This is a genomic window from Corallococcus praedator, from assembly GCF_003612125.1.
In the GTDB taxonomy this organism is placed as follows: domain Bacteria; phylum Myxococcota; class Myxococcia; order Myxococcales; family Myxococcaceae; genus Corallococcus; species Corallococcus praedator.
The window spans coordinates 1-20,401 of sequence record NZ_RAWI01000022.1 but is presented as its reverse complement, the minus strand read 5'-3'; the positions used below and the strand labels follow the sequence as shown (position 1 = coordinate 20,401).

The window sequence follows — 20,401 nt, the reverse complement described above, 5'->3', positions numbered from 1 at the left end:
CCTACTGGTCCTTCCACCGCGGGGGGCGCTTCTCCAGGAAGGCCGTCACGCCCTCCGCCGCGTCGTCCGCGAGCACGTTCAGCGACAGCTGCGACGACAGGAACTCCAGCGCGGCGGGCAACGTCAGGTCCTCCGCGGTGAAGAAGGCGCGCCGGCCCAGGGCCAGCACCGCCTGGCTCTTGCCCGCGAGCTTCCCCGCGAGCGCGGCCACCGTGGTGTCCAGCTCCGCGGCCGGCACCACGCGGTTGAGCAGTCCCAGCGCCAGGGCGTCGCGCGCGGGCAGCCGGTCCCCGGTGAGCACCAGCTCCAGCGCGCGCTTGCGGCCCAGGTGCCGCTGCAGCAGCGCCATCATCATCATGGGGAAGAGCCCCACGTCGATTTCAGGCGTGCCCAGGTCCGCGCCCTCCACGGCGACGGCCAGGTCGCACGCGAGCACCAGGCCCAGTCCGCCCGCCAGCGCGTGGCCGTTGACGCGGGCCACGGTGGGCTTGCGCACCTCCTGGAAGCGCGTGAGCAGCCGCCCGTAGGCGCGCCGGCCCTCGTGGGTGGCCAGGAAGCCGCCGTCTCCGGCCATCGCTCCCAGGTCTCCCCCCGCGCAGAACACCTTCTCCCCCGCGCCGGTGAGCACGAGCACGCGCACGGCGGGGTCCGCGTCCGCGCGCTCGAGCGCGTCGAGCAGGCCTTGAATCACGCCCGGCGACAGCGCGTTGCGCGCCCGGGGTCGGTCGATGGTCAGCTGCGCTTGGGGGCCTTGGACTTCGTACCGGACTTCTCCCGCTTCCATGTCGACACCTCCGCAGGGGCCTCGTGCTTCGGTTCCTCGGCCCTGACAGGCTCGGCCGTGGAAAGCTCGCTCCGGGGAGGCTCGGTCCGGGACGGCGCACCGCCGGGGACGAGGACGCCGTGGAGGAAGGAGTCGGCGATCTGCGCCTTGGCGCGCTCCAGCATCACCGTGTCGCGCGCGTCCGCGAGGCCCACGACGAAGGCCGTGAGGCCCATCTCGATGGAGCCGAACAGGAGCGCGGAGGCAAGCAGCGGATCCACGTCCGGGCGCAGCTCCCCGGACTCCTTCGCGCGGGTGAACATCTGCGCGCTCAGGCGGATGACGTCCACGAAGGCCGTCTGCCGGTTGATGCGGGCCCCCGCGGGGCTGCGGGCGATTTCAAGGATGAGGACCTTCACCGCGCGCGGGTCCACGCGGTAGGCCTCGAAGGCCACGTCCGCGATGCGGCGCACCTTCTCCTCCAGCGGGCCTTCGCTCTCCGCGACCAGCCGCGCACGGGAGATGAAGCCGCTCCAGCCCGTCTCGAAGACGGTCTCGAGCAGCTCGTCCTTGTTCTTGAAGTAGTGGTAGACGAGCCCGTACGCGACGCCCGCCTCCTTGGCGACGTCCGCGATGCGGCAGCCGTGGTAGCCCTTGCGGGCGAACACGTCGATGGCGGCACGCAGGATGGTCCGGCGACGCTCGCTCTCCCGCGTCCCGCCTTCCGGTGCCGACTTCTGCTGGCCCACGCGTCCTCCCTACGGCTGGTTGATTCGAAAATCAGCCAACCACGCTACGGACGCGGGGCCCCGGGGTCAATCCTTACGTGGGGCCTTCCGCCACGCCGAGGGGGAGGCGGGCGGAAGGCGCTGGAAGGCGACAGCCTGCCTGGAAGGCTTCAGGCAGCCGAGCCGTTGAACATCACCCGGGCGACGCCCAGGAGGCGGTCCACGTCGCGGGCGTTGAGGCCCCGGGCGCGGGCGAAGTCCGACAAGGGACGCAGCAGGTCCTCCGTCTGGGCGGGCGTCTGCTCCGTGCCCGTGAAGAGCTCACCAAGGCTGACACTGAGGGCGTTGGAGAGCGCCGCGAGCGTCTCGACATGGGGGACACGCTCGCCACGCTCGATCATCGACAGGAAGGACACGCTGATCTGTGCCCGCTCGGCGAGCTCTTCCTGCGTCCATCGCTCCGGGCGCTGCGTGCGAAGCTCGCGAATGCGCTGGCCAATTCTTTTTCCGAGATCCGACACGAAAGACTTCTCCTGGGGGGGGATGTTTCGAGGTGAGTGCAACCCTCGCGTACGGCGGGTGATTCCTAACCCCCCGAACCAAAGGATCCGAAGCCGGCGACGCTGAAATTCACGCCGGCGAATTCCGGCGACTGGTTGCGCCGCAGGATCATCACCCCCTCGATTCGCCAGCAGTCACAGGCGGGCCCGTAGGACACGCCAAAGGTCTGCTGGGCGAGGGGCTGACTTTCCTGGGAAACCGGATCCTTATAGAGGGGCTGCACAAGTGCTTCGTATCGCAACCCGAGCCCGAATCCGAGTTTGATTCGCGTACCAGCAGTGAGTGCCTGTGCCCGTTCGGTCGGAGAGGGGTCGACCTGATCGGTGTGTGACGGCAGGGGGCGGGGTGCGTCTCCGACGAGCATGTCGATGCCCCGGCGCACGAAATCCGGACCTTGTGCGAGCGGATCCAACCCCCGGTCGATGGAGAACTGCTTCACCGCGAGCAGGTCGTCGTAGCGGCCGTAGAGCGCGTTGCCCTTGCCATTGTCGATGGTGAAGTCGGCGCCCAGCTGGGTGATGGTCGCCGTCGTCGGGTCCATGCGCACGACGGCGCCCGCGGAGAGGACCCCGGCGCTGGCGGACAGGCGCGCGAAGGTGTCGCGCAGCACGCCGCCCCGCACCGTGTCCCGTCCGGCGACGGGGGCGTGGCGGGACAAATCAAAACCCTGGCCAATCCGCAGGCGCAGCGGCTCCCGGGTGGTGGGACCCTTGCGCACGCGCAGCGACTGATCCACGGCGACCACGGCCTGGAGGAAGCCTCGCACGCGGCCGTCGGACTGGAGCGGTACCGCGGCGTCCCCTTCGTCGTAGACGAGCGGCACGGTGCCGGAGCCCTCCGCGCGAGCGGCGGTGAGGACGTGGCCCCAGCCTCCGGGCACATAGCGCAGTGTCACCGACGGGGACAGCGTGTGGCGGTAGAGCGTGTCCTTGTCCGTGAACGTGCGGGCCAGCTGGGAGTCCAGCACCAGGTCCGCCATGGGGTAGCCGCGCTGGGAGGTCCGGCCGGAGAACTCTCCCACGGAGACGTCCTGGCGCACCGCCAGCGACGGTGTCAGCCGCGCCCAGGAGCCCAGCCCGTAGGACGTGAACACGCGCGGCAGCAGCGTCACGCGGTCGCGGCCCTCGCGCTCCGTGGCGTCGAAGCGGCCGTTGCCCTCCAGGTCGTCGATGGGCAGGCCGAAGTAGTCGATGTTCAGCGGCGCGGACGCCGGACGCCAGCGGGTGAACGGCGCGTAGAGCGCGTCCCGGCCGTCGTCCGCGAAGGGGCTGCGCAGGGGCGAAAGGCGGCTGTACTCCACCTGCACCCCGCCCATCACGCCGCCGCCGAACAGGGGCCGCTCGGGCAGGGCCAGGGTGATGCCCGGCAGTCGCTGGAACGTGGTGGGGCCATGGGGATCCACGGCGACGTTGCCCGGGGTGGCGATCGCGGGGATGACGTTGGAGCGGAAGAACCGGAACGGGTAGCGCAGGTCCTGGCGCAGCGACACGTCCAGGCCCAGGTAGCGGTCGTCCTTGCGCTGGTACACGACGGCGGTGCTGCGCAGGTAGTTGTTGTTCTGCACCAGCAGGTCGGCGGTGAGGTCGCGCGTGTAGAAGCCGTCCGACACGAAGTACGCGTCCACCCGGTCACGCCAGCCGTCCCCCAGCTCCTGCGTGTGCTGCCAGGAGGCTTCGCCCCGCAGCCCGCGCTTCTCATCGAAGATCTGCGACGTCTGGATGCCCGGCACCTGGCTGTGGTCGTGGACGCGCATGAACCCGCCGGAGACGGGATCCAACCGGGGCCGCAAATCGTAGAGGAAGCCCACCGTGGCCCGGCCCCGCGTCCGGTCGCTGGGGACGTAGCGGAACTCGGTGAGCAGCCGGGGCCCCTTCACGCCGTTGGGGCGGGGCTCGCGGATGGGCTTTTTCGTCGCCGGGTCCAGGAACGACCCATCGATGTCGCCTCCGCCCGTGTAGTAGCCGGGCGTGAAGGTCATGTCGTAGCTCTCCCCCAGCGTGAGGAAGACGGGCACGTCCAGCCCGAAGCCGTTGAGGCCGGAGTTGGACGGGCGGGGAATCAGCAGACCGGAGCGGCGCTCGGCCAGGGGCAGGTACAGCCACGGCAGCGCGAACACCGGCACCGAGCGCACGTACACCACGGGCCAGGTGAGGATGGCCCGCTCGCCCATGACGACGCTGGCCTCCTTGGCCTCCACGCGCCAGCTGGGCTCCCCCGGGCCGCACTGGCACGGGGTGAAGGCGAGGCCGTCCACGGAGAAGGCCGCCTCCCCGGTGCGGCGGATGCGCGTGCCGCTCAGGAGGACGGGCGTCTCCCCCAGCTTGCGCAACTCATCCGGCGTCTTCGCGGCCTGGAGGGCTTCGGGGGTGACGCCCTTCTTCTGCATGAAGAGGCCGCCCTTCACATTGGCCTCGTTGGAGCGCAGGTCCACGCGCACGTCGTCCGCGATGGCGGCCATCATGCCGCTGACGAACATCACGTTGCCGGTGGCGGTGGCCACCTGGGTGGCCTCGCTGTACGTCACCTCGTCCGCGCGCAGCACGTTGGGGCCGCTTCTCAGCTCGCAGTGGCCCCGGGCGGTGAGGATGTCCGACTCGTAGACGACGTAGTCGGCCGCCAGCTCCACCACCTCGCCGGTGGGCAGTTCCACCTGGGTGGCCAGCGGAATCTGGGCCGACACCAGGAGCGTCAATGCGACCGGAACAAGGAAGGTCATGCAGGGGGCGTTGGCAGGGGGCGCCGTGCCGGCAACGGCGCCCGCCCCGTCCTAGCGGCCCGGACGCGGGAAGTCGAGGGTGATGAGCCCGCCGTCCTGGCGTGTCTGGTAGCGAACCCCCTGCTTCAACTGGATGACGACGCGAACGGTGTGGCCCGCGCCGGCGAACGCCTCCACGCGCGACACCGCCGACGGGAAGAAGTGCGTGTCCAGGGGCAGCGTGTTGTTGGACTCCACCACGCGCGTGTTCTCCAGCTCCAGCACCACTTGGTTGCCCGACTCGCTCACCGTATAGCGGACCGGCTCGTTGGTGCGCACGAACACGCGCGAGCTGTCCGGCTGCTGCTGGAAGCCCACCAGCGTCATCGTCTTGCGGCGCGACGACGTCTGGCCCCCACCGCTCTCCCGCGCCGAGCTGCCCTGGCTGGCGGCGCGCGAGGGCGTCTCGCGGGAGGCCACCGTCCGCTGCTGGCGGCTCTCGCGGGCCTCCTCGGCCTTCTGGCGCCGCGTCTCGGCGGCGGAGGCGCGGGCCTGCTGCTGCTCCTCGCGGCGGGCCTGGGCGGCGGCCTGGGCCTCCTCGGCCCTCTGGCGCTTCGCGTCCGCGGCGGCCTGCGCGGTGGCGCGCTTCTCCTCGGCGGCGGCCTGGGCGGCGGCGCGCTTCTCCTCGGCGGCGGCCTGGGCGGCGGCGCGCTTCTCCTCCGCCGAGCTCTTCGCGGAGGCCTGGGCCTGGGCCTGCTGCTGGCGCTGGGCCTCGGCGGCGGCCTGGGCGGCGGTGCGGCGCTCCTCCTCCGCGCGCTGGGCGGCCACGCGGGCGTCCTCCTCCTGGCGCTTGCGCTCGGCGATGGCGGCGGCCTCGGAGGTGCGGCGCTCCTCGTCCTGGCGCTGCGACGCGAGCCGGGCCTCCTCCTGCTTCTGGCGCTCGGCGTCCGCGTCCGCCTTGGCGCGGGCAGAGGCCTCGGCGGCGGCCTTCTCCTGGGCCTCCCGGTCCGCCCGGGCGGCGTCGGCGGCGGCCTTCGCGGCCTTGTCCTGGGCGTCGCGGTCCGACGCGGCGGCCTTCGCGGCGTCCTGGGCGTTGGCCCCCGTCGGGGTGTTGGTCGCGGAGGCGATCTCCGCCGTGCCCTGCGGCTGCGCGGGCGTGTTCGCGGCGACGGCCGTGTTGCCCCCACCCCCCAGGACCTTCACCACCAGCTTGTTGCCGGCGGACTGGATGTCGGTCTCCACCTCGCGCTCGTAGCCGATGAGGATGCGCGCGATGGAGGCGGACTCGGTGCCGTACGTGGCGGTGCGGATGCCGGTGACGGTGCCGTTGCCCACCGGCTGCTCTTCGTCCACGCCCTGGAAGACGGCGCCGGACACGTCCAGCACCAGCCGGGGCGGATCCGTCATGGTGAAGCTGTTGAAGTCCGGCTTCTTGCTGCCGGTGATTTCAACCGTCCCACCATTCACGGTGATGCTGGTGATGGTGTTGAGGTCCGCAGCCGGCTGCTGCGCCAGCGCCACCAGGGGCACGAGCATCCATCCGAGCAGCGACACCGCCAAGGCCTTCATCGACCACTCCCGTTGACGTACGACAGAGGCGCGCGAAATTAGCACGCAGCCGGGAGGCTCCAACTTTTCAGGCCCGCGGGAACGTCCGCGCTTCAACGCAAGCGCGGCAGCGTGGGCGAGCGCGTGCGGTGCGTGCGTGTGTATTCAATGAGGTTCTTGATGTCGTAGCAGATCTGCCGGATGTCGTGCCCCATGGTCAGCTCGACGTGGCTGTTGCCCTTCACCGGCCGCCACAGCAGGTATTCGCTCTTCGCCGCGCGATACACGCTGCGGGTGGACTCCACGGACGCCAGCGGATCCATGTCCCCGAAGATGATGGCCATGGGGATTTCAATCTTCCCGAAGCCGCGCTTGAAGTCGTAGTCCGTGCGATAGCAGACCATCTCGCCCCGGCGGATCCACCGGGCGAACTGTTCAATCACCTTGCGCGGCTCGCGCTCGCCGCCCTCGCGCAGGAGCCAGCGGATGTCGTCGCGGCTGACGCGTTCGGTGTTGACCAGCCGGTTCAGCTTGCGCGTGAAACGTTGATACAACTTCGAGTCATCCGCCTGCGCCAGCTGCCGCTCCACGAACTTCAGGACGACGTCCACCGGCACCGCGTTGAACACGAGCGACTTCGGGGTGTCCGGCGTCAGGCGCTTCTGGAGCGACGGGCTGAAGGCCCCTGCCCCCTTGGACAGGAGCGAGCGTCCGAACGAGCTCGCGCGGCGGTTCAGGTTCACGCCCCCCAGCGCCATGTCCACCGCGCTCGCCAGGAGCGGCGAGCCGTGCGCCAGCATGCGCAGCAGCATGAACCCACGCCCCAGGTCCGCGGGGGCGCCAATGGTGATGAGCCCCTCGAAGTCGTCGTGGATGCCAGCGTAGCCGTAGCCCAGCATGCCGCCCATGGAGTGGCCACAGTAGAAGACGCGCTCGCGGCGGGTGATGCGCTTCACGCCGGAGACGGCCGCGGGCAGGTCGTAGAGGAAGTAGCTGTCCAGGTCCCAGCCGTAGTCCAGGTCCGGGGGAAGCGGGCGCTTGAAGCGCTCGGCGCGCTCCTTTTGGAAGGCGATGGAGCTCTTGCCGTGCCCGCGCAGCTCCAGGATGTGGATGTCCACGCCGAAGAAGAGCAGGTTCTTGACGAACTGGCCGCTCGTCCACGTGTGCCGGTTCTGGGAGAAGCCGTGCACGAGCAACAGCGGCTCACCGAACAGCGGCTGCGCGAACGCCTGTTTCACCGGCCGGTATCGCGTGATGACAAGCGACCATCCGTCCGCCGTCTCCACCACGTAGTTCGTCTTTGAGTACAGCGCCCGGAAGTCGACTTCATCGACGGTGGGCATCGGAGGACCCGGTAGGGCCGATCTCCAGTCCGGCAGGCGCATGTCTCAAAGTTACTGCCGCTGCTGCATCGCGCCAAGGTTTCCTGCGACCAATCGCTTCACGGCGCCGACCAGGAACAATGAACCTGTACAAAGGATCCATCCTTCCGGGCTGCCATCCGCATCGACCCGGGCCCCCGCGAGGGCATCCTCCAGGGAGGCATGGGCGACGACGCGTGAACACAAGGCGCGCGCTTCGTCGGTGTATCGCTCCGGCGCCAGCGAGCGCGGCGTGTCCAGCGGGGTGAGGTGCACGGAGGTCGCCCGCGGCAACAGGGCCCGCATCATCGGGCCCCGGTCCTTGTCCGCCACCACCCCGAACACCAGGTGCAGGGGACGCCCCGCGTAGAGGGCATCCAGGGCCTCCAGCAGCACCGCCACCCCCGCCGGGTTGTGGGCGCCGTCCACCACCACCGGGGGATGGGAGGCCACCTCCTCCAGACGTCCGGGCCAGCGCGCGGTGGCCAGCCCCACCCGGGCGGCCTGGGGCGTCACGGCCACGCCCCGCGCCTGGAGGGCCTCCAGGCAGGCCAGGGCCACCGCCGCGTTCTGCCGCTGGTAGGGCCCGCGCAGGGCGAGCGTCAGGTCACCCAGCGACCAGCCGAGCCCCCGGTACGCCAGCCTGTCGTCATCGTGGACCTCCAGGCCGAAGTCACGGCCCTCCACGTGGACCGGCACTCCCAGCTGTTCCGCCCGGCGCAGGAGCGCGTCCATCGCCTCCGGGTCCTGCCGGGAGAGCACCACCGGCACGCCGGGCTTGAAGATGCCCGCCTTCTCCCCAGCGATGTCCCGGAGCGTGTGGCCCAGGTACTCCATGTGGTCGAAGGACACGGGGGTGACGCAGGTGACGACGGGGTTCGCGGCGCTGGTGGCGTCAAGCCGTCCACCGAGGCCGGTCTCCAGCACGGCCACGTCCACGCGCTCCCGCGAGAAGTGCCAGAGGGCGACCACGGTGCCGAACTCGAAGTACGTCATCGGGTCCGCAAGCGCGGAGGGGTAGCGCTCCAGCACCTCCAGGATGCGCTGCCCGAAGACGTCGTCCGGGATGTCCTCGCCCGCCACGCGGATGCGCTCGTTGACGCGCACGAGGTGCGGCGACGTGTAGAGCCCCACCCGGTGGCCGGCGGCTTCGAGCGCGCGCGCCACGAAGGCGCAGGTGCTGCCCTTGCCGTTGGTGCCGGCGACGTGCAGCGCCGGGTAGTCGCGCTCCGGGTGGTCCAGCGCCGCGAGCGCGTCCTTCACCCGCTCCAGGCCCAGCTTGATGCCGGAGGGGTTGAGCGCCTGGAAGAAGCGCAGGGCCTCCTCGGGGGTGCGGGGCGCGTCCATGGCGGAGGGCGGGACGGCCCTACCCCAGCAGGCCCAGGAGCTGGCCCAGCTTCATGCGCAGGTCCTTGCGGTGGATGATGGCGTCGATCATCCCGTGGTCCAGCAGGAACTCCGAGCGCTGGAAGCCCTCCGGGAGCTTCTGGCGGATGGTCTGCTCGATGACGCGCGGGCCCGCGAAGCCGATGAGGGCGTGCGGCTCCGCGAGGATGACGTCGCCCAGCCAGGAGAAGGACGCGGCCACGCCGCCGGTGGTGGGGTTGAGCATCACCGACACGTAAGGCTTGCCGCTGTTGCGGAAGCGCGCGATGGCCGCGGACGTCTTCGCCATCTGCATCAGGGAGAAGATGCCCTCCTGCATGCGCGCGCCGCCGGACGCGGAGAACACCAGCGCGGGGCACTTGAGCTCGTACGCGCGCTCGAACACGCGCGTCACCTTCTCCCCCACCACCGAGCCCATGGAGCCGCCCATGAACTCGAAGAGGAAGCAGCCCACGGAGACCTGATGGCCCTCGATGCGGCCCACGCCGGAGATGAACGCGTCGTTCTCATCCAGGTTCTTGCGCGTGGACTTCAGCCGGTCCTTGTACTTCTTGGTGTCGCTGAACCCGAGCGGATCCAACGGCTCCAGCTCCTTGTCGAACTCCTCGAAGGAGTCCGGATCCAACGTGGCCGCCAGCCGCGAGCGCGCCGTCCAGGCGTGGTGGTGGTCGCAGTGCGGACACACCATCCAGTTCTTCTCCAGCTCCTGACGGTAGATGATCTCGTCGCAGCTCTCGCACTTGGCCCACAGGCCCTGCATGCGGGAGGGCTGGGGCTCGGCGACAGGCTCGGGGTCGACGGCGATGCGGGGCTTCTTGGAGAACCAGGCCATGTGGGCGCCAGGGGTTAGTCCGCCCGCCGACAGCCGTCAATACCCCCGTACGGCGCGCTGCGGCACGGCTAGAACTGGAAGGTCTCCCCCAGCTCCAGGACGTTCACCGGCAGTGGGGCCAGCTCCTTCTTGAGCTGGGGGATGAAGGCGGGCTTCAGGTGGTAGAGCATCACCTGGGCGCCGTTGCGGTCGAACTTGCGCAGCTCCGAGCCCACGGTGGCCGGCGTCAGGTGGCCGGAGATGTCCGCCAGGGCCTGGAGGCTGTTGGGGAAGCTGGCTTCCAGCAGCAGCGCCTTCAAGTTCTTCGTGGCGTTGAGCGCCTTCCACAGCTTGTCGGTGGGGCCGGTGTCGCCGCTCATCGCGAGGGAGGACTTCCCGTCGGAGATGATGAAGGCGCAGGACTCCACCGGGTGGCTCACCGGCACGCTCCTCACGGTGTAGGGGCCCACCTGGAAGGTGCTGCCGGCGCGGAAGGTCTTGATGGCCAGCACGGGCTTGTGGCGCGTGGGGATGCGGGTGAAGTCCGGCCACAGGGCGTTGTTGAACATGTTCTCGCGCAGCGCCCTGGCGCACTCGCGGGAGGCATGGATGGTGACGGGCTTGTCGCGCCGGCCGATGACCAGGTCGGCGAGCAGCGGCAGGTCCTTCACGTGGTCGAAGTGGCTGTGGCCGACGAGGATGTCGTCGACCTTGCAGAGCTGCTCCAGCGACAGCGTCCCGGTGAGTGCTCCCGCGTCGAGCGCGAGCACGTCGTCCACGAGGAAGCAGGTGCTCCTGCACGTGGGAAGCTCGCCGCCGTGGCACCCGAGGACTTGCAGCTTCACGCTAGAGGTCTCCGAACTTCCACTTCATCTCGAGGTAGTTGAGGAAGTCATGCAGCCGGGCCGTGTCATACACGGTCAGTCTGTCACCGCTGCGCTCGATGAGCCCCGCGCGCTCCATGCGATCCAACATGCTGCGAACGGCGGGCTCGCCCACGCCGATCTGCCGGGGCATCTCCCGCACCGCGAAGTCGATCTCCACGCCCTCCTCCTGCTGCCGGCCCCGCGCCTGGCAGGCCTGGAGGATCTGATGGACCACGCGGCTGGCGGGGTCCCCGTGGAGCAGGTTTTCAATCTGGGCGTCCGCCTCCGACAGGCGCTCGGCCAGCTTCTTGATCATCCTGACGGCGATCTCCGCGTTGCCGCGGATCATCGCCTCGAAGGTTTTCGGATCGATGACGAGCAGCTTCGCGTCGTCATGGACGATGGCGGAGGCGTTCCGGGGCTTGTTGGAGATGATGGCCATCTCACCGAAGAATTCGCCCGGTCCCAGGACGGCCAGGACCTTCTCCACGTCGCGCACGCGCTTGGAGATGGCGATCTTCCCCGACTGGATGACGAACATCTCCTTGCCGATCTCTCCCTCACGGAAGAGCTCGGTGCCCTTGGGGAACTCCTTGCCAAATCTTTGAAAGAGGGTTTCCTCGGCGCCCATCTGGCCCGCGAGTCAATCAGCCCCCACCCCACCGGTCAAATATCCCAGAGCGATATCGCGCGGTGGCGAGGCAGGACGGTCTTCATGCCGGGGGGCACGGTCGCCGCCGCAAACCCGACACGGGGACGCCGAGGCCCGAGACAGGACCCCCTGGGAGGGGTACAAGGCCGGCCCGTGGGAACGACCTATAAGCAGAGCGGCGTAGACATCGAGGCCGGCGACGCGTTCGTCGAACGAATCAAGCCCCATGCCGCGCGCACCACGCGCCCCGAGGTGTTGGCCGGGGTGGGTGGGTTCGGCGGACTGTTCGCCCTGCCGCCCGGCAAGTACCAGGCGCCGGTGCTGGTGGCGGGCACCGACGGCGTGGGCACCAAGCTCAAGGTGGCCTTCCTCGCGGGGCGCCATGACACGGTGGGCATCGACCTGGTCGCCATGTCGGTGAACGACATCCTCACCTGCGGCGCGGAGCCGCTCTTCTTCCTGGACTACTTCGCCACCGGCAAGCTGGAGGTGGACGCGGCGGCGGAGGTGGTGAAGGGCATCGCGCTTGGCTGCGAGCAGGCGGGGTGCGCGCTGCTGGGCGGAGAGACGGCGGAGATGCCCGGCTTCTACGCGCGCGGCGAGTACGACGTCGCGGGCTTCTGCGTGGGCGTGGTGGAGCGCTCGGCCATCATCGACGGCAAGACGGTGAAGCCGGGGGATGCGCTCATCGGCCTGACGTCGTCGGGGCTGCACAGCAACGGCTACTCGCTGGCGCGCAAGGTGCTGCTGGACGACGCGAAGCTGCCGCTGGACGTGACGCCCCTGGGGTTGGATCGGCCGCTGGGCGACGCGCTGCTGGAGCCCACGCGCATCTACGTGAAGGACGCGCTCGCGCTGTGCCAGGCGGTGAAGGTGAAGGGCATGGCGCACATCACCGGCAGCGGCATCCCGGGCAACCTGCCCCGGTGCCTGCCGGACGGGACGCGCGCGGTGCTGAACGAGTCGGCGTGGAAGAAGCCGGCCATCTTCGACCTCATCGCGAAGACGGGCAACGTCGCGCGCGATGAGATGTTCAGCACGTTCAACATGGGCCTGGGCCTCATCGTCGTGGTGGCGAAGGAGGACGTGGCCCAGGCGCTGGAGGTGCTGCGCGGCCGGGGCGTGGAAGCGTCCGAGGTGGGCCGGGTGGAAGCGGGCCAGGGCGAGGCCACGGCGGTCATCGACCCATGAGCGCGAAGCGGGCGCGGCTGGGGGTGCTCATCAGCGGTGGCGGGAGCAACCTGCAGGCGCTGCTCGACGCGGCCGGGCAGGCGGACTTCCCGGCCGAGGTGGCGTGCGTGGTGTCCAACATGCCCACCGCCTATGGGTTGGAGCGCGCGCGCAAGGCGGGCGTGCGCGCGGAGGTAGTGGACCACAAGGGCTTCGCGTCCAAGGCGGACTTCGAGGCGGCGGTGCTCGGCGTGCTGGCCGACGCGGGCGTGGAGTGGGTATGCCTCGCGGGGTTCATGCGGTTGGTGAGCGCGGACTTCCTGAGGCACTTCCCGGGGCGCGTGCTGAACATCCACCCTTCCCTGCTGCCCGCGTTCCCGGGGTTGCATGCGCAGCGCCAGGCGCTGGAGCGAGGGGTGAAGGTGGCCGGGTGCACGGTGCACTACGTGGACGCGGGCACGGACACCGGGCCCATCATCGCGCAGGCGGCGGTGCCGGTGCTCCCGCAGGATGACGAAGCCAGCCTGAGTGCGCGCATCCTCGCGGAGGAGCACCGGCTGTATCCGCTCGCCGTGCGGCTGGCGGTGACGGGCGCGGTGACCCTGGATGGGATGCGCACCCGGGTGGATGCGATCGTCACGGGAGATGGGATGGCCCTGCGCAGTCCGGGTGCCCCGAAGTGACGGTGGTGATGGATCCGGACGGGGCGCGGAGTCCTTCCTCCGAAGCTTCCGCCCGAGATGCGCGACGGCAGGCCCTGCGCGATGCGCCCGTGGTCCTGGTGAGCGCGTGCCTGCTGGGTGAGGCGTGTCGGTATGACGGGCGCTCGCAGCGCTCGGAGCGCGTGCTCGCGGCGCTGGATGGAAAGTCCGTGGTGCCCATCTGTCCGGAAGCCGCCGCGGGCATGGGCATCCCCCGCCCTCCCGTGGACCTGTCCGGAGGCACGGGTGTGGATGTCTGGGCCGGCCGTGCACGGGCCCTCACGCGGGAGACCCGTGAGGACCGTACCGAGGCATTCCAGGACGGCGCACGACTCGCGCTGGATGCCGCGCGGCGGTTCGAGGTCCCGGTGGCGCTGCTGAAGGAGAAGAGCCCTTCATGCGGCAGCCAGCGCGTCTACGACACCGGCGTGCTGCGTCCGGGTGAAGGCATCACGACCGCGCTGCTGCGCGCGGACGGACGCACCGTCGTGAGCGACGAGGACCTGTAGCCCTCCCTCGTGCAGTTCCGCATCACGGCTCAGTCCAACGACGGCAGCACCAGCTCGTCCCCGGGTCGCGGCGCGAAGCACGCCTCCACCTCCGCGTCCGTCACCTCCGCGAGCGTGGCCGGGCTCCAGCGCGGCTTCTGATCCTTGTCCACCAGCACGGCGCGAATCCCCTCCCGGAAGTCCGGCCGCGCGGTCAGCGCCTGGCTCAGCCGGTACTCCACGCGCGCCATCGTGTCGTAGTCCCGACCGCGTCCTTCACGAAGCTGCCGCAGCGTCACCTTCAAGCTCGTGGGCGACATGCGCAGCAGCGTGGCCCGCGTCTCCTCCGCCCACGTCGACCCCTCCCGCTCCAGCGCCGCGAGGATGTCCTCCACCCGGTTCCCCTGGAAGCACCGGTGGATGGCCTCCGCCCGGGCCTCCAGCGAGGAGGTCCCCGGCTCCGCGATGAAGCCCGCGAGCACGTGCGCCGCCACATGGTGCGCCAGTCCGCTCCAGTCCGCGGCCACCAGCGCGCCCAGGACTTCCTCCAGGCGCGAAGCCTCCACCCGGTGCGTCGCGTACCCCAGCCACACCGCGTCCGCCGCGTCACACCGCGCGCCCGTCAGCCCCAGGTACGTGCCCGCCTCGCCCGGGAAGCGCGGCAGGAACCAGCCACCGCCCACGTCCGGGAAGATGCCGATGCCCGTCTCCGGCATCGCGAGCACCAGCTTCTCCGTGACCACCCGGAACCCGCCGTGCACCGACAGCCCCAGTCCCCCGCCCATGCAGATGCCGTCCACCAGCGCGATGAAGGGCTTCGGGAAATGGTGGATGCGGTGGTTGAGCGCGTACTCCGCGAGGAAGAACTCGCTCGACAGGGACCCGCCCCCCTCCGTGCGGCCAACCGACCCGGCCACCGCGCGCACGTCCCCTCCCGCGCAGAACGCCTTGCCTCCCGCGCCGCGAATGACCACCGCCTTCACGGCCGGATCCGCCGCCCAGGCATCCAGTCGGGGGTGCAGCGCCCGGCACATCTCCAGCGAGAGCGCATTGAGCGCCTTCGGGCGGTTGAGGGTGACAAGGCCCACGGCCCCCCGGGTCTCCAGCAGCACGTCCTCGCTCATGCCTCCGGGGATATCAGGCCCGGCCATGCACACATGGGGAGATTCAGGGGTGACAAGCCGACGGAAAACGGTATGGGAAGCAAATGACTTCCGCAGCCGCCCCCCTGCGCGCCGCCGTCTTCGACATGGACGGCACGCTTGTCGACAACATGGACTTCCACAACCGGGCGTGGGTGACGCTTGCCCGGAAGCTCGGGCTGGAGAACCTGACCGCCGAACGGTTCCAGAACGAGTTCGCGGGGAAGAAGAACGAGGAGATCTTCCCGGAGCTCCTGGGGCGCACGCTGTCCGTCGCGGAGCTGGATGCGCTCGCGGAGGAGAAGGAGTCCCACTACCGCGCCATCTACCGGCCCTACCTCGCGCTGCACCGGGGCGCCGAAGGCTTCCTCCACCGGCTGCGCGACGCGCGCCTGCCCATGGCCGTGGCCACCGCCGCGCCGCAGGGCAACCGCGAACTGGTGCTGGACGGGCTCGGCGTGCGGTCGCTCTTCGCGACCGTCGTGGGCGCGGAACAGGTGACCCGGGGCAAGCCCGCGCCGGACATCTTCCTCGCGGCGGCCCAGGCGCTGAAGGTGCCCCCGGAAGCGTGCGTGGCCTTCGAGGACGCCATCAACGGCGTGCTGTCCGCGCGCGCCGCCGGCATGGTCACCGTGGGCATCACCACCACCACCACCGCCGAGCTCCTGAAGAAGGCCGGCGCCCACTACACCGCCACGGACTTCGACACGCTGCCCCCGGAGCTGCTGGCGCGGCTGTTCTCCGCGCGTCCCTGACGGGCCGTCCGGACCCGCCCCCCGGACCGAAACCAACGCGCCAAAAGGGCGCCAGACGCGGTGACGTTGTGTAGTGTTCGACAGCCATGTCGACGTCCGCCGCCAAACTCAAGCTCCCCTCGGGCCCGTCCCGGCACGTGTACGACGTCATCGTGCTGGGCAGCCAGGTCGGAGGCGCGCTCGCCGCCGCGCTCCTGGCGAAGCGCAACCACCGCGTGTTGCTGGTGGAGCACGACGGCATGGGCCCCGGCTACGAGCACGACGGCTTCGTGCTGCCCTATGCCCCCTTCGTCGCGCCGCCCCTCAAGGCGATGCCCGCGGTGGAGGAGGCCCTCACCGAGCTGGGCCTGTCCACCGTCATCGGCCGGGCGATGCGCCCCCACACGCCCGAGCTCCAGCTGGTGCTGCCGAAGAACCGGGTGGACCTGACCACGGACGCCGCGCGCCGCCGCTCGGAGCTGACGCGCGAGTTCGGCGAGGCCGGCGAAGGCATCCAGGGCGCCCTGGCCGGCAGCGCCGCCCAGCACGAGGCCACCGACGCCTTCTTCAAGACGGGCCCCCAGCTGCCCCCCGACGGCTTCTTCGACGGCTGGAAGCTCAAGGGGCTCATCAAGGAGCACCCGGGCCTGGAGGCCACGCCCCGGCTCGCGAGCGAGGACCCCGCGCTGTCCCTGGTGCGCGGCCTGCTGCCCTTCGTGGTGCACCTGGAGAAGCCCTCCGCGCCCCTGACGCTCACCCGGGCCCTGTCCCAGGTGCTCGCCGCGCCCTCCACCTACCCCGGCGGCATGGACGCCCTGCGCGACGTCCTCACCCGGCGGCTGGCGGAGCTGGGCGGGGACGTGCTGGGCCGCGACAACCCGGCGGGCTTCATCGTCGAGGAGCTGGCGTTCGACGGCAGCAAGTTCGCGGGCGTGAAGCTGGTGCGCTCGGACACGCTCTACCGGGCCTCCTGCCTGGTGACGGCCACGGACTCCGGGGCCCTCCGCCGGCTGGTGACGGACAAGAAGCACCACCGGGGCCTGCTGGAGCACCTGGACCAGTCCAACACCAAGTCCCTGCTCTTCAGCGTGAACTGGGTGGTGCCGGAGTCGGCGCTCCCGCGCGGCATGGGCGAACTGGTGCTGGTGGACACCCAGGACCCGGAGCTGGGCCCCATGCTCGTGCAGCAGCACCCGGCGCGCACCACCACCGCGGGCAACACCCGGGACGTGGAGGGCGTGCGCGTGGTGTGCGCGGGCGCCTTCGTCCCGGCCTCCGCGCGCGAACTGGGCGAGGAGCACCTCCAGGCCCTGGCGTCGAAGATCGACGACCACCTGGACCGGCTGATGCCCTTCACGAAGCAGCACCGCGCGCTGCGGTCGGCCCCCTACCTGGACGCCGGGGGAGTGCGCGGCAGCCGCCTCATGCCCCACCCCCTCTACAGCTTCGAAGCGGAAGCCTTCCTGGGCGTCACGGGGTTGAAGCAGCGCACGCCCGCGAAGAACGTGATCCTGGCGGGCCGCGAGGTGCTGCCCGGCCTGGGCCTGGAGGGTGAACTCCTGGCCGGAATGCGGGCCGCGAAGCTGGTGCAGGAGATGCTGAAGAAGAAGGATCCCCTCAAGGGATAGGTTTCCCTCACGGATCCGGCTGGATTTTCGGACTGTTTCTGGTAGGGTCCGCCGCTCTTTTATGGGCTGCTGTAGAACGCCCCAGTTTTCAAGGAGTTAGCAGTCATGGCGTGGAAGTGCGACCTCTGTGGGAAGCGTCCGCTGGTGGGTAACAACGTCAGCCACGCGAACAACAAGACCAAGAAGCGGACCCTGCCGAACCTGCAGAAGCTGCGGGCGAACGTCGAGGGCCGCATCGAACGCGTTCTGGCCTGCACCCGCTGCATCAAGGCGGGCAAGGTGACCAAGGCCGCCTGAAGTCCGGGGTCCTTCCGGTGGGCACGACGCGCGCCCCAAAAGCAGCGCTTCCGCCCACCGAACGGCTCCACCCCCGCGCGGATGATCTGGACCTCCTCCCTGTCGAGGCGGTCGTCCGACGGTTGCATCAAGAAGACCTGATCGCCCTTCGCTCGGTGCGCGAGGCCCTGCCGGCCATCTCGGCGGCGGCCCGGACCGTGGCGGAAGCGTTGCGCGTCGGTGGCAGGCTGCTCTACGTGGGCGCCGGCACCAGCGGACGGCTCGGCGTGCTCGATGCCAGCGAGTGTCCCCCCACCTTCGGCGTGCCGGCCACCTGCGTCCAGGCGGCCATCGCCGGTGGGAAGCGGGCCCTGACGCGCGCCGTGGAGGGCGCCGAGGACGACGTCGAGGCGGGAGCCCGGGCGGTGCGCACCTTCCGGGCGACGGCGCGCGACGTGGTGTGCGGCATCTCCGCGAGCGCGTCCACGCCCTACGTCCGGGGCGCGCTGGACGAGGCCCGCCGCCGGGGGGCGCACACGGTGCTGGTGTGCTGCAACCCACCCGGCAGGCCCATGCGGGCGGACACGGTGGTGCTGGCGCGCACGGGGCCGGAGGTGGTGGCGGGCTCCACGCGGCTCAAGGCGGGCACGGCGACGAAGCTGGTGCTGAACGCGCTCACCACGGCGGCCTTCGTGGCGCTGGGCAAGGTGTACCGGGGGCGCATGGTGGACGTGCGCCCCACGAACGTGAAGCTCAAGGCCCGCGCGGCGCGCATGGTGGCGGAGCTGACGGACCTGCCTCCGGCGCGGGCCCAGGCCCTGCTCGCGGCGGCGGGGGACAGCGTGAAGTTGGCGCTGGCCATGCACTTCACCGGGCTCCCGCCCGCCCAGGCGCGGCGCAGGTTGGAGGACGGAGGCCTGCGAGCGCTTGCCCCTCCCGTGCCCGGACGGACGGCCGTGTCCAAGGCGAACGGAAAAGGCCCCCGGCGCCGTCGGTCCTGAACACCGGGGGGACCCGGGGGGCTGGGGTCCGGCGAGCGTGGGAGCAGGGCTTTAGACTTCAGGGCATGCGCCCCGCCCCACCGACCTCCGCGTTCCTGCCGCCCCGGCTGTGCGTGGGCGTGCTGTCCGGCACCAGCGTGGACGCGGCGGAGGCCGCGCTGTGCCGGGTGGAGGGCACCGGCGCGGACGTGACGCTCCAACTGCTGGCCCACGTCTCACGCCCCTTCGCGCCGGACCTCATCGCGCGGGTGCTGGGCCCCCAGGACGCCCGGAGCCTGTGCGCGCTCAACTTCGAGCTGGGCGAACAGTTCGCCGAAGCCGTGCTCGCCGTCATCGCGCGCGCGGGCGTGGCCCCCGGGGACGTCCACGTCGTCGGCTCGCACGGCCAGACGATGGCCCACCTGCCGTCGGACCTGTCCCCCACGCCCTCCACGCTCCAGATTGGCGAGGCGGACGTCATCGCCGAGAGAACCGGCCTGCCCGTCGTCAGCGACTTCCGCACCCGGGACATGGCCGTGGGCGGCCAGGGCGCGCCGCTCGTGCCCTACCTGGACTGGGCCGTCTTCCGAAACCGCGAGCGGCCGGACGCCACGCGCGCGTTCCTCAACCTGGGCGGCATCGGCAACCTGAGCGTGGTGGGAGCACGCATGGAGGACACCCTCGCGTTCGACACCGGGCCCGCCAACATGGTGCTGGACGGCCTGGCGCGCCGGATGACGGACGGACGGCTCGGGTGCGACCGCGACGGGAGCCTGTCATCGCGCGGACAGGTGCTCCCCGCGCTCCTGGAGGAACTGCTCGCCCATCCGTTCCTCGCGCGGCCTCCGCCCCGCAGCGCCGGCCGCGAGGGCTTCGGGGAGCCCCTGGTGGAGCGCCTCTGGGCGGCGGCACCGGAGCGCCCCCACGACCTGATGGCCACCGCGAGGGCCTTCACCGTGGAGGCCACCGCGAGGGCCTTCGAGACCTGGGTGTTCCCCCGCTTTCCGCGCCTGGAAGCGGTGTACGTCTCCGGTGGAGGGACGCGGAATCCGGCGCTGATGGAGGACCTGCGGGCGCGGCTGGCCCCGGTGCCCCTGGAGCGGCTGGACGTGCTCGGCTTCCCCGAGGAAGCCAAGGAAGCGGCCCTTTTCGCCCTGCTCGCGGCCGAGCACCGGGCGGGGACGCCCGCGAATGTTTGCCCCGCAACTGGCGCGAGGCGCCGAGTCGTTCTAGGTAAGCTGACACCGTGAGCAGCGTGAACCTGATGGCCCGCGAAGTGGCGGCGAAGATCGTCTTCTACGGCCCGGGCCTGTCCGGGAAGACGACGACCCTGCGGAAGATCTACGAGACCGTCCGCCCGGCGCACCGCGGCGAGATGATGTCCATCGCCACCGAAGGCGACCGGACGCTCTTCTTCGACTTCCTGCCGGTGAAGGTGGAGCGCGTGGGCGACTGCTCCGTGCGGCTCGCCCTCTACACCGTGCCCGGCCAGGTCTTCTACAACGCCACCCGCAAGCTGGTGCTCCAGGGCGCCGACGGCGTGGTGTTCGTGGCGGACTCGCAGGCGGAGGCCATGGACGCCAACCGCGAGTCGCTGGCCAACCTGGAGGAGAACCTCCTGGAGAACGGCATCCGCCTGGAGCGCTTCCCGCTGGTGATGCAGTGGAACAAGCGCGACCTGGAGGGCACCCTCTCCGTGGAGGAGCTGCGCCGGGAGCTCAACCCGCGCGGCGTCCCCGACTTCGAGACGGCCGCCACCAACGGCCGCGGCGTGCTGGACACGCTGAAGACCATCACCCGCCTGGTCATCAAGGACCTGCGCGCCAAGCGCATCGTCCCGCCGCCCCGCCCCACCCCGCCGCCGCCCGGCACCGCGCCCGCGGGCGGTGCCGGGCGGCGGCGGGGTGGGGC

General features: G+C 70.7%; 20 protein-coding genes. 9 read left to right on the top strand and 11 right to left on the bottom strand.

The window, feature by feature from the left end:
* Position 1: 1 nt before the first annotated feature.
* The 10 genes from D7Y13_RS04910 to D7Y13_RS04865 form a co-directional block, all read right to left on the bottom strand.
* A complete protein-coding gene (locus D7Y13_RS04910; protein WP_120532061.1) occupies positions 2–784 on the bottom strand; it encodes an enoyl-CoA hydratase/isomerase family protein in 783 nt (260 codons plus the stop codon).
* On the bottom strand, positions 733–1,512 hold the full coding sequence (locus D7Y13_RS04905; protein WP_120532060.1) for a TetR/AcrR family transcriptional regulator: 780 nt from the start codon (positions 1,510–1,512) through the stop codon (positions 733–735). Before D7Y13_RS04905 ends, D7Y13_RS04910 begins: the two co-directional genes overlap by 52 nt.
* Before the next feature lie 149 nt (positions 1,513–1,661).
* Positions 1,662–2,012 (bottom strand): helix-turn-helix domain-containing protein, encoded by a 351-nt coding sequence (locus D7Y13_RS04900; protein WP_014398120.1) that lies wholly within the window; start codon positions 2,010–2,012, stop codon positions 1,662–1,664.
* Positions 2,013–2,077: 65 nt separating this feature from the next.
* The gene (locus D7Y13_RS04895) at positions 2,078–4,768 is read right to left on the bottom strand and encodes an LPS-assembly protein LptD (protein ID WP_120583022.1); all 2,691 of its coding nucleotides are present in this window, start codon (positions 4,766–4,768) and stop codon (positions 2,078–2,080) included.
* Positions 4,769–4,819: 51 nt separating this feature from the next.
* Complete coding sequence (locus D7Y13_RS04890) at positions 4,820–6,316, bottom strand: AMIN domain-containing protein (RefSeq protein WP_120583023.1); 1,497 nt, start codon at positions 6,314–6,316, stop codon at positions 4,820–4,822.
* A gap of 92 nt (positions 6,317–6,408) precedes the next feature.
* On the bottom strand, positions 6,409–7,680 hold the full coding sequence (locus D7Y13_RS04885; RefSeq protein WP_120532057.1) for an alpha/beta fold hydrolase: 1,272 nt from the start codon (positions 7,678–7,680) through the stop codon (positions 6,409–6,411).
* Between the two features lie 9 nt (positions 7,681–7,689).
* Positions 7,690–9,003: a bifunctional folylpolyglutamate synthase/dihydrofolate synthase gene (locus D7Y13_RS04880; RefSeq protein WP_199732720.1), complete on the bottom strand. Its 1,314-nt coding sequence runs from the start codon at positions 9,001–9,003 to the stop codon at positions 7,690–7,692.
* A gap of 19 nt (positions 9,004–9,022) precedes the next feature.
* Entirely contained in the window at positions 9,023–9,874 is an 852-nt protein-coding gene (gene accD / locus D7Y13_RS04875) for an acetyl-CoA carboxylase, carboxyltransferase subunit beta (RefSeq protein WP_120532056.1), read from the bottom strand.
* A 68-nt stretch (positions 9,875–9,942) separates the two neighbouring features.
* The gene (locus tag D7Y13_RS04870; protein WP_120532055.1) at positions 9,943–10,698 is read right to left on the bottom strand and encodes an MBL fold metallo-hydrolase; all 756 of its coding nucleotides are present in this window, start codon (positions 10,696–10,698) and stop codon (positions 9,943–9,945) included.
* 1 nt (position 10,699) lies between these two features.
* Positions 10,700–11,350 (bottom strand): Crp/Fnr family transcriptional regulator, encoded by a 651-nt coding sequence (locus D7Y13_RS04865; protein WP_120532054.1) that lies wholly within the window; start codon positions 11,348–11,350, stop codon positions 10,700–10,702.
* Between the two features lie 174 nt (positions 11,351–11,524).
* Here D7Y13_RS04865 and purM point away from each other — a divergent pair, with 174 nt between their 5' ends.
* From purM to D7Y13_RS04850, 3 genes are read left to right on the top strand one after another with little or no spacing between them, the layout of a single operon-like run.
* Positions 11,525–12,562, top strand: a complete 1,038-nt coding sequence (gene purM, locus D7Y13_RS04860; RefSeq protein ID WP_120583024.1) for a phosphoribosylformylglycinamidine cyclo-ligase — start codon at positions 11,525–11,527, stop codon at positions 12,560–12,562.
* Positions 12,559–13,224 (top strand): phosphoribosylglycinamide formyltransferase, encoded by a 666-nt coding sequence (purN, locus tag D7Y13_RS04855; RefSeq protein WP_120583025.1) that lies wholly within the window; start codon positions 12,559–12,561, stop codon positions 13,222–13,224. Before purM ends, purN begins: the two co-directional genes overlap by 4 nt.
* Positions 13,221–13,751, top strand: coding sequence for a 2-thiouracil desulfurase family protein (locus D7Y13_RS04850; protein WP_233595410.1), 531 nt, complete (start codon positions 13,221–13,223; stop codon positions 13,749–13,751). Before purN ends, D7Y13_RS04850 begins: the two co-directional genes overlap by 4 nt.
* A 29-nt stretch (positions 13,752–13,780) precedes the next feature.
* Here the strand turns inward: D7Y13_RS04850 and D7Y13_RS04845 are convergent, their stop codons facing one another.
* Positions 13,781–14,854: an enoyl-CoA hydratase/isomerase family protein gene (locus tag D7Y13_RS04845; RefSeq protein WP_120583026.1), complete on the bottom strand. Its 1,074-nt coding sequence runs from the start codon at positions 14,852–14,854 to the stop codon at positions 13,781–13,783.
* An 83-nt stretch (positions 14,855–14,937) separates the two neighbouring features.
* On the opposite strand from D7Y13_RS04845, the gene D7Y13_RS04840 reads away from it, so the two are divergent.
* From D7Y13_RS04840 to D7Y13_RS04815, 6 genes are all read left to right on the top strand, one after another.
* Positions 14,938–15,627: an HAD family hydrolase gene (locus D7Y13_RS04840; RefSeq protein ID WP_120532050.1), complete on the top strand. Its 690-nt coding sequence runs from the start codon at positions 14,938–14,940 to the stop codon at positions 15,625–15,627.
* Between the two features lie 86 nt (positions 15,628–15,713).
* Entirely contained in the window at positions 15,714–17,234 is a 1,521-nt protein-coding gene (locus D7Y13_RS04835; protein ID WP_120532049.1) for an NAD(P)-binding protein, read from the top strand.
* A 105-nt stretch (positions 17,235–17,339) separates the two neighbouring features.
* Positions 17,340–17,531 (top strand): 50S ribosomal protein L28, encoded by a 192-nt coding sequence (gene rpmB, locus D7Y13_RS04830; RefSeq protein WP_120532048.1) that lies wholly within the window; start codon positions 17,340–17,342, stop codon positions 17,529–17,531.
* 17 nt (positions 17,532–17,548) lie between these two features.
* The gene (gene murQ / locus D7Y13_RS04825) at positions 17,549–18,511 is read left to right on the top strand and encodes an N-acetylmuramic acid 6-phosphate etherase (protein ID WP_120583027.1); all 963 of its coding nucleotides are present in this window, start codon (positions 17,549–17,551) and stop codon (positions 18,509–18,511) included.
* 65 nt (positions 18,512–18,576) lie between these two features.
* On the top strand, positions 18,577–19,740 hold the full coding sequence (locus D7Y13_RS04820) for an anhydro-N-acetylmuramic acid kinase (RefSeq protein ID WP_120583028.1): 1,164 nt from the start codon (positions 18,577–18,579) through the stop codon (positions 19,738–19,740).
* Positions 19,737–20,401, top strand: a 665-nt coding sequence (locus tag D7Y13_RS04815) for a GTP-binding protein (RefSeq protein WP_244222320.1), incomplete at its 3' end; no start/stop codon positions are given. The genes D7Y13_RS04820 and D7Y13_RS04815, both read left to right, overlap by 4 nt.

Bases quoted from the DNA above. Each gene is read 5' to 3' on its own strand.
- D7Y13_RS04910 (WP_120532061.1), bottom strand. From the start codon at position 784: ATGGAAGCGGGAGAAGTCCGGTACGAAGTCCAAGGCCCCCAAGCGCAG.
- D7Y13_RS04895 (WP_120583022.1), bottom strand. From the start codon at position 4,768: ATGACCTTCCTTGTTCCGGTCGCATTGACGCTCCTGGTGTCGGCCCAG.
- D7Y13_RS04890 (WP_120583023.1), bottom strand. From the start codon at position 6,316: ATGAAGGCCTTGGCGGTGTCGCTGCTCGGATGGATGCTCGTGCCCCTG.
- D7Y13_RS04885 (WP_120532057.1), bottom strand. From the start codon at position 7,680: ATGCGCCTGCCGGACTGGAGATCGGCCCTACCGGGTCCTCCGATGCCC.
- D7Y13_RS04880 (WP_199732720.1), bottom strand. From the start codon at position 9,003: ATGGACGCGCCCCGCACCCCCGAGGAGGCCCTGCGCTTCTTCCAGGCG.
- accD (WP_120532056.1), bottom strand. From the start codon at position 9,874: ATGGCCTGGTTCTCCAAGAAGCCCCGCATCGCCGTCGACCCCGAGCCT.
- D7Y13_RS04865 (WP_120532054.1), bottom strand. From the start codon at position 11,350: ATGGGCGCCGAGGAAACCCTCTTTCAAAGATTTGGCAAGGAGTTCCCC.
- purN (WP_120583025.1), top strand. From the start codon at position 12,559: ATGAGCGCGAAGCGGGCGCGGCTGGGGGTGCTCATCAGCGGTGGCGGG.
- D7Y13_RS04845 (WP_120583026.1), bottom strand. From the start codon at position 14,854: ATGAGCGAGGACGTGCTGCTGGAGACCCGGGGGGCCGTGGGCCTTGTC.
- D7Y13_RS04840 (WP_120532050.1), top strand. From the start codon at position 14,938: ATGACTTCCGCAGCCGCCCCCCTGCGCGCCGCCGTCTTCGACATGGAC.
- D7Y13_RS04835 (WP_120532049.1), top strand. From the start codon at position 15,714: ATGTCGACGTCCGCCGCCAAACTCAAGCTCCCCTCGGGCCCGTCCCGG.
- rpmB (WP_120532048.1), top strand. From the start codon at position 17,340: ATGGCGTGGAAGTGCGACCTCTGTGGGAAGCGTCCGCTGGTGGGTAAC.
- D7Y13_RS04820 (WP_120583028.1), top strand. From the start codon at position 18,577: ATGCGCCCCGCCCCACCGACCTCCGCGTTCCTGCCGCCCCGGCTGTGC.